Consider the following 13,944-nt stretch of genomic DNA (forward strand, 5'->3'; position numbering starts at 1 on the left):
GCGAGGCAGGAAGCGGAGCTCATTCTATGATACAATGAAGGCAGCCGTCAAACAAGCGTTCTTCCGTCGCAGGGCGCGAACGACTGGAGAACAACTGTTAACTTTAAATATCTAGACAGTAGTAGAGGAAGAAGTCCAGGAAAAGTAGTAATTTGATGTTAAGAGCATAGCCATGCCAGAGCGACTCATTTATCTTGACCATGCGGCCACGACTGCCCTTGATCCGCGGGTGCTGGAGGCCATGTTGCCCTATCTCACCAGCGACTATGGCAATGCCAGCAGTATCTACACCCTGGGGCGGCGGGCCATGCAAGCCATTGACAGGGCGCGTGAAGAGATTGCCGCCATACTCAACTGCCGGCCCACCGAAATCGTGTTTACCGGCTGTGGCTCCGAGAGCGACAACCTGGCCATCAAGGGTGTCGCTCTGGCCGCGCGCAACAAAGGCCAGCACATCATCACCTCGTCCATCGAGCATCATGCCGTCCTGCACACCTGTCACTATCTGGAGCGTTTCGGCTTCAACGTCACCTATCTACCGGTGGACGAGCACGGGCTGGTGGACCCCGAGGCCGTTGAGCGAGCCATCACTGCTGAGACCGTCCTCGTCTCCGTCATGTATGCCAACAATGAGATTGGGACCATTGAGCCAGTTGAAGAGATTGGGCGCATCTGTCGGCAGCGCAAGGTTCCCTTCCACATTGATGCTGTCCAGGCGGGTGGGGCCTTACCACTCGACGTCAAGGCGCTCAACGCCGATCTGCTCTCCCTCTCGGCTCACAAATTCTATGGGCCGAAGGGCGTTGGCATTCTCTACGTGCGCCAGGGGGTCCGACTCCTGCCGCAGCTGCAAGGAGGCTCGCAGGAACGCGGTCGGCGAGCTGGAACCGAGAACGTGGCCGGCATTGTAGGAGCGGCCACGGCCCTGCGCCTGGCCTACGAGGAGCTGGAGCAGGTTCAACCGCGGCTGCGGACCATGCGTGATCGCCTGATCGAAGGTATCCTGAGCCGTGTCCCGCGCAGCCGTCTGACCGGCCATCCAACGCGACGCCTGGCCAACAACGCCAGCTTCTGCTTTGAGGGGGTCGAGGGTGAATCGATCCTGCTCAACCTTGATCTGCTCAACATTGCCGCCTCGACCGGCTCAGCCTGCACCTCTGGCTCGGTTGAACCCTCGCATGTCCTCGTCGCGCTCGGCCTGCCGCCCGAGTGGGCGCGCGGTAGTCTGCGCCTGACCCTCGGCAAAGACAACAGCGAAGAAGACGTCGACACCGTCCTCACTGTCCTGCCGGGCATCGTTGAGAAGCTGCGCAGTCTGGCCAGCTGAGTGTGGGCGGGCCGGGCCGGGCCGCTGGCTCAGGTGGCTCGTCCAAGACAAGAACAGAGCAGAGGGCGGACAGCGGGAAGGATCAGCCTGGCCATTGATGAGCGCGCCAGTCTCGGGGGTATGCCAGGCCTGCTGACCTGTGACTATCTGGGGCAGGTTCTGCGGCCAGGCGTTGTCTCCTCGGCCCGTTTGTGCTACAGTGGAAACAGCAGAGGCAACAGGATACTAACTAAGGAAGACACCTGCGGGATCATCCGCCTGGCAGATGATCCTGGCAGGGAAAGGACAGGCAACCGCGGGCGTTGCTTGCCGCTCCTGGCCTCCATGTGTGCACAAGAAGGGATAGGCAGCTGATTATGGACACACTCAAACGCGAAGCGCTCTCACAGCGAGTGCGGGCCGTCAAACCCTCCGGCATTCGCAAATTCTTCGACATCATCAACAGCATGCCGGACGTCATCTCGCTTGGAGTAGGCGAGCCTGATTTTGTGACGCCGGAGCATATTCGCCAGGCGGGCATCGAAGCCCTCAGACGTGGAGAGACGCACTACACGTCGAACTATGGAATCCTCGAATTGCGCGAAGAGATCGCTGCAATGCTGCAGCGTCGCTATGGCCTGCTGTATGATCCGCAGAAAGAGATCCTGGTCACCGTCGGCGTCAGCGAAGGGGTCGATCTGGCGATGCGCGCCTTAGTTGATCCGGGCGATGAAGTGATCTCGCTGGACCCCGGCTATGTTGCCTACGAAGCTGATATTCTCTTTGCCGGCGGCGTGGTTGTACCGGTTCCGACCTATGCGCGCTACAACTTTGCTGTACGCGCTGCGGAGATCGCGCCCCTGATCACGCCGCGCACCAAAGTCATTCTCCTTGGCAACCCTAACAATCCGACGGGGGCCGTCATTCCGCGGGCCGAGCTGGAAGGGATCGCGCGTCTGGCCCTGGAGCATGATCTGTACCTGGTGGTCGATGAAGTCTACAGTCGCCTGGTCTACGAGACTGAGCATGTCTGCATGGCGGCGCTGCCGGGCATGCGCGAGCGTACCATTCTGCTTGACGGCTTTTCCAAAGCCTATGCGATGACGGGCTGGCGCGTCGGCTACGTAGCGGCTCCGGCCACCCTGCTAGAGGCCATGCTGAAAGTGCATCAATACGCCATTATGTGCGCTGGCACTGTTGCCCAGGTCGCAGCTCTGGAGGCCCTGCGGCACGGCGAGGAAGACGTATGCGCTATGCATGCCGAGTATGCGCGGCGGCGGCGGCTGTTTGTTGATGGGCTCAACCGCATTGGCCTGCCGACCTGCGAACCGCGAGGGGCCTTCTATGCCTTCCCCTGTGTGACCCAGACTGGCATGAGCGATGAGGAGTTTGCCGAAAAGTTGCTGCTGGAAGAGCGCGTGGCTGTCGTGCCCGGTAGCTCGTTTGGTGCCTGCGGTGCCGGTTATGTGCGCTGTGCTTATTGCACCTCTTATGAGCAACTGGAGGAAGCCCTGCGGCGTATCGAGCGCTTCCTGAAGCGTCACCAGTAGGGGAGCGGTCGCCCGGACCACTCCCCTCTTTTTTGCTTGTCTTTTGTATCGGGCCCCGGGGGCCGGGCCTGCCCGCCCTTCCGGCTTGCTCACCCTCTCCCTGCTTCTGTGGTCTGCAGTTGCCTCTCTCTCCTCCCTCTCGTGACCTTGGCCCGCTCTTGGCCGTGCACTGCCTCCTCCATGCTGGAACGAAGAGAGAAAGGTCAGGATCTGAGAGAGAGCGCGCAACAAGGGAGGGGGGCCGATCACAGAGCGAGGCCCTTCTCACGATCTGAGCGGGGAGGGTTAGCCAGGAGTAGAGGGAGAGAGCAGCTGGCTGACAATGGGATGGCAACCGGCTGCCGGGCGAACCAAGGAAGTAAGCGAGCAAGGGTGAAGGTGGGCCCACCTGGATTCGAACCAGGGACCAACCGGGTGAAGCCGACGACTGCCCAGCCTATGCCTAGCCTGGAAGCGACCAGGCGAGCAAGCGCTGATTGCCGGAAGGCACAGATGCTGAGCGAAGTCATCTCTTCCCGAACCGTGCGTGCGCCTTTCGACGCACACGGCTCTCCAGGCGCTGTCGAGCCAGAGGGCTGGAAGCAGCGCCCTGTGCCCCTTCCCCGTGTATCGGGCATTACCCCGATCGTTTGAGTACTATGGGCACTCCGTCACCAGAGGACACGGGCGATGCCGGTGGCAGGGTTAGTACCGGAGAGGCGACCCGTATCCTGGAAGGTGATCCCGCAGTTCCCTACCTGCCTCGGTCCGTACGTAGGTGCCCTTATGATGTGCTGAGCTACCAGCCGCCAGCCCGATGGGACCATTGACGACCCTCATAACCACGGTCGTCAAATCGGGCAACGTGCGCAATCCTGCCATCGCACGGGTGGTTGAGCGGGCACATCTCGGGTTCGGAAGTTCCTCCTCACCATATACGGCCTCGCTGCACGGAGCGGGGTAAGCAGTTTCCCCCGAGCCGCACTTTTCTGGTCATGCTACTGTCCCCTAACCCTTTCGGGATCAGGTCAGACCAGGCTTTAACCACAACGGTCCCAGTGGTGCTGCACTACGCAGCAGAGACAGGTAGAGCACAGCGGCGCACTTATGAGCCGGCTGCTCTAACCGCTGAGCTATGGGCCCTTGCGACCACTATTGTAACACACTCGCGATTCGCTGGGAAGAGGGAGAGGCCAGAAGAGTCAACGAAGTCCCGCGACATTTGGTTCAGCATGGCGATAGATCGATACATCGTACGGTCCACATTGTGCTATAATATCGGAAGTGTAGAGCACAGCACCTGGCTGGCTTCCCGTTCCTGTTCCTGAGAGGAGAGAGGAGGGGGCAGGCCAGTCAACGACGAGCCGAGCGTATTGGCGGATTCTGCAGTCAGCAGCAGCATCGTGAACACAGGAGCCGTGCCATCGGCAAAGCACCCTGTTTTGAGTGCAAGGCAGTCGAGCAGACGCAGACCGGAACAAGAGCAGAGAGCGACCGCTGTTAGTCGCGGGCACTCTGTGGAATCCCGGGAGCGCTTTTTAAGGGCCGCGCCATTTCTGTGCACAGGGCGCGGTTGAATTTTTAGAGGGGGCATTCAATGGAGAATGAAGTGACGATTCGGATTGGTGGCGAGTCGGGCGAAGGGACCATCTCGGGTGGTGACATCCTGGCGCTCGCCTCCGCGCGCTGGGGGTATCATGTCTTCACCTTCCGCACCTTCCCGGCGGAGATCCTGGGCGGTCCCTGTATGTTCCAGGTGCGCATCAGCGATCGCCCCGTGAAATCGATGGGAGACTATGCGGACGTCCTGATCTGCCTCAACAAAGAGGCTTACGACCGCAATATTCGCGACCTGCGCCGGGGGGGGGTCCTGGTCTACGATCCTGGTGATTTCACGCCCGAGAGCGACGACTTCATCACCTATGCCGTGCCCTTCAACGAGCTAGCGCGCAAGGAAGTGCAGCTTTTTCAGACCAAGAACATGGTCATGCTGGGGGCCATAGCTGGCCTCTTCGGGCCACCTCTGGAGGCCCTGCTCCAGGTAGTCGAGTCCCGCCTCTCCAAATCCCGCAAGGCCAATCCCGTCTTGATGGAGAAGAACCGCCTGGCGCTAGACATCGCCTACCGCTATGTACGTGAGAAGATCGAAAAGCGAGATCCCTACCAGCTTAGCCCTGTAGAAAAGGCCGATCGCGTGGTGCTCAATGGCAACCAGGCGGTTGTAGCGGGCGCCCTGGCGGCAGGCTGTGGCTTCTTCGCGGGCTATCCGATTACGCCGGCCAGCGACATCATGGAGGCGATGGCCAAGGAGCTGCCGCAGGTAGGAGGGACCTTCTTGCAGGCGGAAGATGAGATGGCCGCCCTGGCGGCGGTTTTGGGTGCCTCCTTCGGCGGTGTGCGGGCCATGACGGCGACCTCCGGCCCGGGCTTCTCCCTGATGACCGAGCTGATCGGGCTGGCCTCGATGGCCGAGCTACCAGCGGTCATTGTCGATGCCCAGCGTGCTGGTCCAAGCACGGGCATGCCCACCAAGATGGAGCAGGCTGACCTCAGCTTTGCCCTCTATGGTGGCCACGGCGATACGCCGCGCCTGATCGTGGCGCCGGCCAATGTCGCCGACTGCTACAGCCTGATGGGTTTGGCCTTCAACATGGCCGACCGTTACCAGATGCCAGTCATCTTTCTCACCGACCAGTCGCTGACGGCTCGCGTTGAGAGCGTCGACCGCAGCGTCTTTCAGCCCTTCACCATTGAGGGGCGCCTTGAGTATGGCAAGGTGGGCAGCAACGGCGCCAATGGGGCCAGCAGCAACGGGAGCAAGCACGAGGCGGCGACAGCCCTGGCGGCCAGCTTCGCGCGCTACGCCTATACAGCCAGTGGCATTTCTCCCATGACTATCCCCGGACCTGGCGCCCTTCCTTACTCCGCCACCGGCCTGGAGCACAACGAGCATGGCCATCCAGACTACGAGCCGGAAGACCACACGGCCATGATGCAGAAGCGCTTTCGCAAGCTGGAGACGGCGGCCCAGGAGCTGCCACAGCCGGAGCCGTATGGGGACAGCAACGCCGAGATCGGACTGATCGGCTGGGGTTCGACAGAGGGAGCTATTCAAGAGGCGGTTGATCGCGCACGGGCCAAAGGCTACAAGGTAGCCTCACTGCACCTGCGCATTCTCTCGCCGCTGCCCGATCGTGCTCTTCGCAATTTCATCAGCTCCGTCAAGACGATCATCGTTCCCGAGTGCAATTACTCGGGCCAGCTGGCCAACCTGCTCGGGGCCAGGTATGGCCTGCAGCCGATTCGTGTCAATAAATTCGGGGGCATTCCCTTCACCGCGGGCGAGATCCTGCGGGCCATTGAGGAGGTTTGTTAGCCGTGGTTCAGTCAACCACTCCAACGCTCACGCTCAAGGACTACAAGAGCGAGGTCAAGCCGACCTGGTGTCCGGGTTGCGGCGATTTTGGCGTACTCAACGCGACGCTGCGCAGCATGGCCGCCCTCAAGCTGCCCGTCGATCAGACGGTGGTTGTCTCGGGTATTGGCTGCTCCAGCCGCTTCCCCCACTTTATTCGCACTTTCGGCTTCCATAGCGTGCATGGGCGCGCTCTCCCGGTCGCCCAGGGCCTGAAGATGGCCCGCCCTGACCTGACGGTGATCGCCGTGGGAGGCGATGGCGACTTCTTCAGCATCGGTGTGGGCCACCTGGTGCACGCCGCTCTGCGCAATATCGATATTACGGCCATCGTCATGGATAACGAGACCTATGGCCTGACCAAGGGACAGACCTCGCCTACCTCGCCGCATGGCCACAAGACGAAGTCCTCGCCCTATGGCCTGCTGGCCTCGCAATTCAATCCGGTCGCGACCGCTCTCTCGCTGAACGTGAGCTTTGTGGCCCGCGGCTACTCCGCTCGCCCCAAAGAGCTGGCGGCCCTGATCGAGCAGGCTACTCTGCATCGGGGCTTCTCCTTTGTGCATGTGCTCAGTCCCTGCCCAACCTTCTACAATACCTTCGATGCCTGGGATGCCGCGGTAACGCCGCTGCCAGAGGATCATGACCCGAGCAGCCGGCTCAAGGCCCTGGAGTATGCTCTCGACAGCGAGAAGCAGTATATCGGCCTCTTTTACCGCGAGGAGCGGCCAACAATGGAGCGCGTGACCCGTGAGGTCGTTGAGCCTCGCGAGTTCCGCATCGACGAATACATTCAGCGCTATGCCTAGTCCCCTCTTCCAGCTGCGTTGCCAACGCCGAGAGGATTGACGAGGTAAGGTCTCTTGGGGACCGGCGGCCCGGGTATTACATTGCCCCTGCCTGCCCCAACGGGCGAGAAGACGAGCAGATAAAGATGGCACGAGGACGCGCGCCGGCTCGATTCCTGCCGCGCGCGTCCTCTTTGTTGGTGGACTCCTGGAAAGGGGGAGCAAGAAGATAACAAAGACCCTGTGAAGAGGTCCTCTTCCCGGCCTGCGAACTGCTGGCTGGGATGCAGTTGGTGGGTGAGCAGGCTGGGGGCGCTTGAGATGGTCTGAACGGCTCGTTCGCTAGCGTGCGCCCAGACCCAACTGGCCGGGAAACTGCAGCGAGTTAAGCACTGCCTGGATAAACTTCTCGCCGCAGGGGCGGCAGAAGAGGCCGCCATCGTTGTGGTAGAGGCCGCCAATGGCTGTGAGCTGCCGCTCCGCCGGCTCACCACACCATTCACAGCGGCTGCCCCTGGGGGCAGAATCCACAGAAACGGGCTGATGGAACTCATTCTTTGGCATCGCTTGTCCTCCTGGACCGTGTCGGGCAGACACGTCACTGCTACGCATCGTTCCTTGCATGAAGGGGAAAGATTGACAAGAAGCAGTAGATGGCTGAACTGAAACAAAAGGGACGACCCGTATCGGTGGTCAACAGCATGTGGCGAATGGAGCCGGGGAAGCCGCCAGGGTAGGCATCAGAGGAGCCGCCGCGGAGGCCACCACGGTACCAGGAATACCACAGTGATCAATCGGTACCACAGTGATACGGAGCCGGTCAACGACGATACGCACTGTGCGTCATTGCCCGAGCGCTGGAGCGGCTTTGCTCAGCTTGCTGGCAAGGAAGACGGTCCACTGTCTGGTGTGCGCAGTGGAGCCGAGGGATCCTTGTAGTTAGAAACAACTATACCACAAAATGTCGTCTGACGCCAGTCTCCTTGCTAGCCTTGCACCAGCCCGATCGCCTGCTGGCAGGTAGGCGACTGATCTGCGGTCTTCTTGCCCACCACCATAGCAGAGCCTGGGCCTGGATGACGATTGACCGGCGGTAGTTCCTCGCTTCGCGATGCGGGCAGGAGCCAAGCGGATGAGCACGGATGAGCAACTAAGGGACTGCCAGAGACCTGGTCAGGTCTGCGGTGGCTGCTCTTCTTCAAGAGCTGGGAAGCGCGAAGAAAGGCGATCGCCGATAATCCAGCCCACTCCCCCCAGGACGACCGTCAGGCCGAACCAGATCACCAGATCCAGATTGATATTCACGTTAAAGCTGGTCGCCAACACCGCCGCGAGAATCAGACCGATCGTTAGCCCGAGGGTTGTTCCCACTAAGCAACCGGGATGGGCGAGATTGCGACCCCGTAGCCTGTTCAACATATTCCGTCCCTACGCCTACCGATCTTTTGCAATCTTTTGATGGTCTGTTGATACTTTCCTCATACCTGTCTGGTAGCCTCTCCGATGATAGCGCGTGACTGGCTCTGCGTCAAGGGCTGGGCCTTGCTTGCCTGGCCCGCTCTGCTCTAGCGGCCCCAGGGTTGACAAGGTGCGATCCTCTACAGTAGTATAGTAACAACGGATGTACTCGACATTGTTGATTGACAAAATCAACAAAGCGGGCAGCGTAAAAGGTGGAAGCGGAAGAACAAAGCGTGCGTGCGGCGATGGTGCCAGAGGGGACCGGACCGAGCCGGGCCTGGCCAGGCGTTGGTTCGGTCCCCTCTGTGCCCACGTCGGAGGCGCTGACTGCAGACAGCCCAACCCAGATTTGTTATGACCGGTCGTCATGACATCATATTCACTGTGGTCCATGCCCGCGAGAGACTCGGCTGAGCAGGGCCAGAAAGGTGGAGAAGCATCAAGATGAACCTTCTCGTCAGCTGTATCTCAACCAAGCATTCGACTCTCAAAAAGCATTGGGCCGATACCGGCCAGCAGCTCACCTGTCCATTGACAGTGCGGGGCAGCTTGCAGAAGCCCAACGAGGACCTGGGCGGACTCCTCTGTCTGGTTGTCGATGGAAGCATTGAGCGCACGTTACCGCTCAGTATGGCGGCGGGCATGGTTCCCTCCGACGAGGGCATCCTGGTGACCACCGCCACCAGCATCCATGAGGTTGATCCGCAGCTGCGCGAGCTACGCCGTGACGTGATCTCGCTGCCCCTCTTCAATGCGCTGCATTCCATCTCTCGCAGCGCGCGCGGCTATTTGCTTGCCAGCACGGGTCTTGACCTGGTGGTGGAGGTCAGCCGCCGGGGTGAGGTCCTCTGGCAATGGTGGGCCACCGATCATGGCTTCACCCATACCCCAACTGGAATCCTGCGGCAGCTTGACAAAACGCGTGACCATCGTCAGGAGAAGTACGGCACGCTCAGTCAGACGACCCATGTCAACGCCGTTGCCGAGCATCCCACAGGGGCCGTGCTGGCCTCGCTCTTCCATCAAGGGATGGTGATTGCCATCGATCGCCAGAGCGGCGAATGGCAGCCAGTGCTGGAAGGGCTGGATCATCCTCACTCTGTGCGCATCCTCGATGACGAGCACTTCACCGTGGCCGATACCGTTGGCGGGCGGGCGCTGCTGGCTCGGCTCACCCATCCGGGTGGCAGGGCTACCATCGAGTCTGTGGTCGAGGCTGGCACCGACTGGCTGCAGGACTGCAGCTATGAACCGCGCTCGCAAACCTGGGTGCTGGTCGATGGGAAAACCTCGCGGGTGGTCCTGCGTGCGGGCAGCAGCGGTACCGCCGAGCTGACCACGATCCAATTCGATCCTGAGTGGCGCCTCTACGAGGCCCTGATACTGCAAGAGGTCGCACACGAGTCTCAACCATCGCTCACGGGAATCAGGACCCAATCGTGAGGCCCTGTGCTGGTGCCGCACCCTGCTCTGGTGATAGCAATAGTCTGTCTTCCTGCTTCGCAAACGCAGGCATCTGTTTATAGAAAGCAAGAAGAAGAAGAAAGGAAAAGAAGGAGAGAGCAGAATCTGATGGAAAGGAACGGCGATAGCGGCTTTACACTCTGGTTTACCGGTCTCTCTGGGGCTGGCAAGAGCACCCTGGCCCGTGCGGTCGAGCAGCGCTTACGGGCGCGAGGGCGCAAAGTCGAGGTCCTGGATGGCGATGAGGTACGCACCCATCTGAGCAAGGGCCTGGGCTTCAGTCGCGAGGATCGCGATACCAACATTAAGCGCATTGCCTTTGTCTGCAAGCTGTTGACGCGTAACGGCGTGATCTGTATTTCAGCGGCCATTTCGCCCTATCGCGAGGCGCGCGAGTGGGCGCGGCGTGAGATCGGGCGCTTTGTGGAAATCTATGTCAAGTGTCCGCTGGAGGTCTGTCGTGCGCGCGACGTCAAGGGTCTCTATCGCCTCGTCGACGAGGGCAAGATCAAAAACTTCACCGGGGTGGACGACCCCTATGAGGAGCCGGAGCAGCCCGAGCTAGTCATCGAAACGGACCGCGAAACGCTGGAGGAGAGCGTGGCGCGCATCTTTGCTCGCCTGGTCGAGCTGGGCTATCTGGAGTCAGAGTTTGTCGAGGAGGCAGTGCCGGCGGGGCGCTCTGGCGAGAGCCTGGCCTCCTGACCCTCAGTCAGAAAGCGGCGCAGCGCAGCGCCCCGCGACTGGCCCGGCCTGCCCCGCTGGAGGAAGCGCGTCAGGAGCGATGAACGCCGGGCCGGGCTGGCAGGTAGAGAGGAGAGCGTCGATCTGGGCTAAGAAAGTACAACTAGAGAACAAGGAGCAGAAGAGAGACAGCAGATGTCAGAGGATGGATTGATTGCCCCTCATGGGGGCAGGTTGGTCGTAAACCTTGTGGACGAGCGTGAGGGTCAGGAGCTGAGCGAGCGCGTGCGCCAGTTACCGCAGGTACCGGTGGGGGTACGCGAGCTGGCAGACCTGGAGATGCTTGCTGTAGGAGCCTACAGCCCCCTGCGTGGTTTCATGACGCGGGCCGACTACGAGAGCGTCGTCGAGGAGATGCATCTCAGCAACGGCCTCCCCTGGACCATTCCCATTACCCTGGCTACTGATCAGGAACGGGCGGCCACACTCAAAGAAGGGAGCCAGGTGGCACTCGTTGACGGACGGGGTGTACCGCAGGCTGTCCTGACCCTCGAAGAAAAGTATCGCTATGACAAGCAGCACGAGGCGCGGCGCGTCTACCGCACCGACGACGAGGCGCATCCCGGTGTCAAAGCTCTCTACCAGCAGGGCGACGTTCTCCTTGGAGGACGCGTGCGTGTCCTGACCTTGCCAGAGCAGACCTTCGCCGCCTATCGCTACACTCCGCAGCAGGCGCGACGCCTCTTCCAGGAGCGTGGTTGGCGACGCGTGGTCGGTTTCCAGACGCGCAATCCCGTCCATCGGGCCCATGAATATATTCAGAAATGTGCCCTCGAAATCGTCGATGGCCTCTATCTGCACCCCCTGGTCGGCGTCACCAAAGATGATGACATTCCCGCCACTGTGCGCATGCGCTGCTATGAAGTGCTGCTAGAGCACTATTATCCTGCCGACCGTGTGATTCTCGGAGTGCTACCTGCAGCCATGCGCTACGCTGGTCCACGCGAGGCGGTCTTTCACGCAATCTTGCGCAAGAACTACGGCTGTTCTCATTTCATTGTGGGGCGTGATCATGCCGGCGTCGGCAATTACTATGGAACCTATGACGCCCACTACATCTTTGCCGAATTTGATGCAAAGCTGCTCGGAATCACGCCGCTGTTCTTCGACCATACCTTCTATTGCCGTGCCTGTGAGGGCATGGCCTCGACAAAGACCTGTCCCCATGACAGTAGCCAGCATGTCATTCTCAGCGGCACCAAAGTGCGCCAGATGCTGCGCGCTGGCGAGATGCCGCCGCACGAATTCACGCGCCCCGAAGTGGCGCGCATTCTGATCGAGGCTATGCGCGAGCGCAACGGGGAAAGTGCAAGCCGCTAGGGCGCAGGTTGGCGCCGTGCTTCCCGCTTGCCTCGCTGGTCTGGAGCGGCCTGAACCCGGGGTGATCAGGCGAGAGTGGGGCGGGCATCGCGTCGATCGCTATCTGACCGGTCGCTGGGCCATCAGGTCGCTACCTGGGCGAAGTGATCGCCCAGGGATGCGCTCAGGTACAAGAAGATGGAGAAAAGAGATGTTAGCAGCGAGATCTGACACGGATGCACCCAGCAAGTTGCCATCGCTGCGGCGCTTTCTGACGCTGGAGATCGCCATTCATGGCCCTCGCCTGATTCTGGCTGAGCTGGCGCTGGCCAGCGGCGGCTACGCTGTGGCTGGCCTCTGGTTCCTCGGGCGAGCGACGGAGCTGCGTCCGACTCTTTCCCACGATGTGGCCTTGGGCAGCGGAAGCTTTTTTCTGGGGGTGGCTCTGAATGAACTGGCGCTGCTGGTCTATGCTCTCCTGATTGTGGCTCAGCGCCAGCGGCGAGGCCGGGCCCCGCTGGCGCAACCAGGAGGCCAGCAGGCGTTGCTGCTGCTCGCTCTTCTCTCGCTGCTTCCTCTGGCGATGCCCTTACTGATCTCTCGCGAGGAGAGGCTGGAGGGCCGCTCGGCCTGCCGCCAGGTTGATCGGTAGAGGGGACAAAGCGACAACCCTACAAGAGGTCCCTGGAGCGCCAGGCGCTGGATCTTGCTGAGGGGAAGCAGCTTGCCTGTCTGCCTGCCTATCAGGGCAGGGTCGCCAGCCGGCATAGTCTCAGGTAGCCGGGGTATCGAGCGTTGGTTGAGTTACCTGTGTGGGAGGTATATTGATGGATTTTCGCATATCGCTTGCAGGGCTGATGGTCGGTTTTCTCATTGGCCTCACCGGCATGGGAGGAGGCTCACTACTAGCCCCCATCATGATCCTGCTCTTCCGTGTTCCCCCGTTATGGGCTGTGACCTCGGACGTGACCTACTCGGCCATCACCAAGGGCTTTGGCACCATCATCCATGCGCGTCAGCGTCAGATCAACTTCCGTGCCGCGCTCTGGCTTGCCTGTGGAAGCGTGCCTGCTATTCTCGTAAGTGTCTTTCTTGTACAATACGTTCGCGCCCACTATGGTCATCTGATTAATACCATTCTGCTCCATGCCATTGGTTACACTCTAGTGCTGGTAGCCATCCTTTTGCTGGCGCGGCCCTATCTCTTGCGCTATGCTGAGAAGTTGGCGAGTAAGCGCAAGAAGGCGGCCCTGGAAACGGGTGAGAGTGACAATCCAGGTGAAGGGAAGGAAGGGAATCCGTCCTGGTACCGGCGGCTGCTGCTGATTCTGGCTGGGGCCTTTGTCGGCTTCCTGGTAGGTCTCACCTCTGTCGGCAGCGGGACCCTGATTATCGTGACTCTGGCCTTCCTCTATCCCGAATTGGGACCAAAGAAGCTCGTTGGCACCGACATCTTCCAGGCCTTTCTCCTCTTGCTAGCCGGTATGGTTGGCTATCTCAGCTCCGGTTCCATCAACTGGGAGATCGTCGGCCTGCTCCTGCTTGGCTCGCTGCCCGGCGTCTACATTGGCAGCAAGCTCAGTAAATTCATCCCCGATCAAGTGCTCAACCCAGTGCTGGCCGTCGTTCTGGCGGTCTCAGGTTTGAAACTGATCTAAAGGCGGACAGAACGAACAACGACCCTACCCTGTCGCAGACATAACGTACAGGACCCAGAGAAGGGAGGGAGGCGTGCTTGCTCTCCGGCCTCGCTTTAGGCGAGGTCATGAGGCCGGAGGAGCAACAGCGCCTCCCTTGATGCTGGCCTGTCTGTGCCGGCGTCTTTCCTGACTGAGCGTCTTCTCCTGGAGGGCAGTCTCCCCCTCACTCATCGACCCTGCTGACCACGGCTGGACCTGACAAACAGACGGGCTTGCTACGGGTCTTCATCCAGGCTGG

General features: G+C 60.6%; 11 protein-coding genes. 9 read left to right on the forward strand and 2 right to left on the reverse strand.

What is annotated here, in order from left to right; translation table 11 throughout:
* Positions 1–172 precede the first annotated feature (172 nt).
* The 4 genes from nifS (at position 173) to A4R35_RS22005 (ending at position 7,059) form a co-directional block, all read left to right on the forward strand.
* Entirely contained in the window at positions 173–1,327 is a 1,155-nt protein-coding gene (gene nifS, locus A4R35_RS21990) for a cysteine desulfurase NifS (RefSeq protein WP_112433271.1), read from the forward strand.
* A gap of 356 nt (positions 1,328–1,683) precedes the next feature.
* Positions 1,684–2,856: an aminotransferase class I/II-fold pyridoxal phosphate-dependent enzyme gene (locus A4R35_RS21995; protein ID WP_112433273.1), complete on the forward strand. Its 1,173-nt coding sequence runs from the start codon at positions 1,684–1,686 to the stop codon at positions 2,854–2,856.
* A gap of 1,576 nt (positions 2,857–4,432) precedes the next feature.
* The gene (locus A4R35_RS22000; RefSeq protein ID WP_112433275.1) at positions 4,433–6,211 is read left to right on the forward strand and encodes a 2-oxoacid:acceptor oxidoreductase subunit alpha; all 1,779 of its coding nucleotides are present in this window, start codon (positions 4,433–4,435) and stop codon (positions 6,209–6,211) included.
* 2 nt (positions 6,212–6,213) lie between these two features.
* Positions 6,214–7,059 (forward strand): 2-oxoacid:ferredoxin oxidoreductase subunit beta, encoded by an 846-nt coding sequence (locus tag A4R35_RS22005; RefSeq protein WP_223258446.1) that lies wholly within the window; start codon positions 6,214–6,216, stop codon positions 7,057–7,059.
* 321 nt (positions 7,060–7,380) lie between these two features.
* Here the strand turns inward: A4R35_RS22005 and A4R35_RS22010 are convergent, their stop codons facing one another.
* Together A4R35_RS22010 and A4R35_RS22015 are read right to left on the reverse strand one after the other, a co-directional pair.
* Positions 7,381–7,602, reverse strand: a complete 222-nt coding sequence (locus A4R35_RS22010) for a hypothetical protein (RefSeq protein WP_112433279.1) — start codon at positions 7,600–7,602, stop codon at positions 7,381–7,383.
* Between the two features lie 609 nt (positions 7,603–8,211).
* Positions 8,212–8,457, reverse strand: a complete 246-nt coding sequence (locus A4R35_RS22015; RefSeq protein WP_112433281.1) for a hypothetical protein — start codon at positions 8,455–8,457, stop codon at positions 8,212–8,214.
* Positions 8,458–8,943: 486 nt separating this feature from the next.
* Between A4R35_RS22015 and A4R35_RS22020 the strand changes: the two genes are divergently transcribed.
* From A4R35_RS22020 to A4R35_RS22040, 5 genes are all read left to right on the forward strand, one after another.
* Complete coding sequence (locus A4R35_RS22020; protein WP_112433283.1) at positions 8,944–9,942, forward strand: aryl-sulfate sulfotransferase; 999 nt, start codon at positions 8,944–8,946, stop codon at positions 9,940–9,942.
* Positions 9,943–10,071: 129 nt separating this feature from the next.
* Positions 10,072–10,668: an adenylyl-sulfate kinase gene (gene cysC / locus A4R35_RS22025; protein WP_112433285.1), complete on the forward strand. Its 597-nt coding sequence runs from the start codon at positions 10,072–10,074 to the stop codon at positions 10,666–10,668.
* Positions 10,669–10,842: 174 nt separating this feature from the next.
* The gene (sat, locus tag A4R35_RS22030) at positions 10,843–12,027 is read left to right on the forward strand and encodes a sulfate adenylyltransferase (protein WP_112433287.1); all 1,185 of its coding nucleotides are present in this window, start codon (positions 10,843–10,845) and stop codon (positions 12,025–12,027) included.
* 190 nt (positions 12,028–12,217) lie between these two features.
* Positions 12,218–12,658 (forward strand): hypothetical protein, encoded by a 441-nt coding sequence (locus tag A4R35_RS22035; protein WP_112433289.1) that lies wholly within the window; start codon positions 12,218–12,220, stop codon positions 12,656–12,658.
* A gap of 175 nt (positions 12,659–12,833) precedes the next feature.
* Positions 12,834–13,664 (forward strand): sulfite exporter TauE/SafE family protein, encoded by an 831-nt coding sequence (locus tag A4R35_RS22040; protein ID WP_112433291.1) that lies wholly within the window; start codon positions 12,834–12,836, stop codon positions 13,662–13,664.
* Positions 13,665–13,944: the final 280 nt, after the last annotated feature.

This window comes from Thermogemmatispora tikiterensis (genome assembly GCF_003268475.1).
GTDB lineage: Bacteria > Chloroflexota > Ktedonobacteria > Ktedonobacterales > Ktedonobacteraceae > Thermogemmatispora > Thermogemmatispora tikiterensis.

Excerpts from the sequence above, each read along its gene's own strand:
- A4R35_RS22035 (WP_112433289.1), top strand. The coding sequence starts at position 12,218 with ATGTTAGCAGCGAGATCTGACACGGATGCACCCAGCAAGTTGCCATCG.
- A4R35_RS22020 (WP_112433283.1), top strand. The coding sequence starts at position 8,944 with ATGAACCTTCTCGTCAGCTGTATCTCAACCAAGCATTCGACTCTCAAA.
- A4R35_RS21995 (WP_112433273.1), top strand. The coding sequence starts at position 1,684 with ATGGACACACTCAAACGCGAAGCGCTCTCACAGCGAGTGCGGGCCGTC.
- A4R35_RS22000 (WP_112433275.1), top strand. The coding sequence starts at position 4,433 with ATGGAGAATGAAGTGACGATTCGGATTGGTGGCGAGTCGGGCGAAGGG.
- A4R35_RS22040 (WP_112433291.1), top strand. The coding sequence starts at position 12,834 with ATGGATTTTCGCATATCGCTTGCAGGGCTGATGGTCGGTTTTCTCATT.
- sat (WP_112433287.1), top strand. The coding sequence starts at position 10,843 with ATGTCAGAGGATGGATTGATTGCCCCTCATGGGGGCAGGTTGGTCGTA.
- A4R35_RS22010 (WP_112433279.1), bottom strand. The coding sequence starts at position 7,602 with ATGCCAAAGAATGAGTTCCATCAGCCCGTTTCTGTGGATTCTGCCCCC.
- A4R35_RS22015 (WP_112433281.1), bottom strand. The coding sequence starts at position 8,457 with ATGTTGAACAGGCTACGGGGTCGCAATCTCGCCCATCCCGGTTGCTTA.
- nifS (WP_112433271.1), top strand. The coding sequence starts at position 173 with ATGCCAGAGCGACTCATTTATCTTGACCATGCGGCCACGACTGCCCTT.
- cysC (WP_112433285.1), top strand. The coding sequence starts at position 10,072 with ATGGAAAGGAACGGCGATAGCGGCTTTACACTCTGGTTTACCGGTCTC.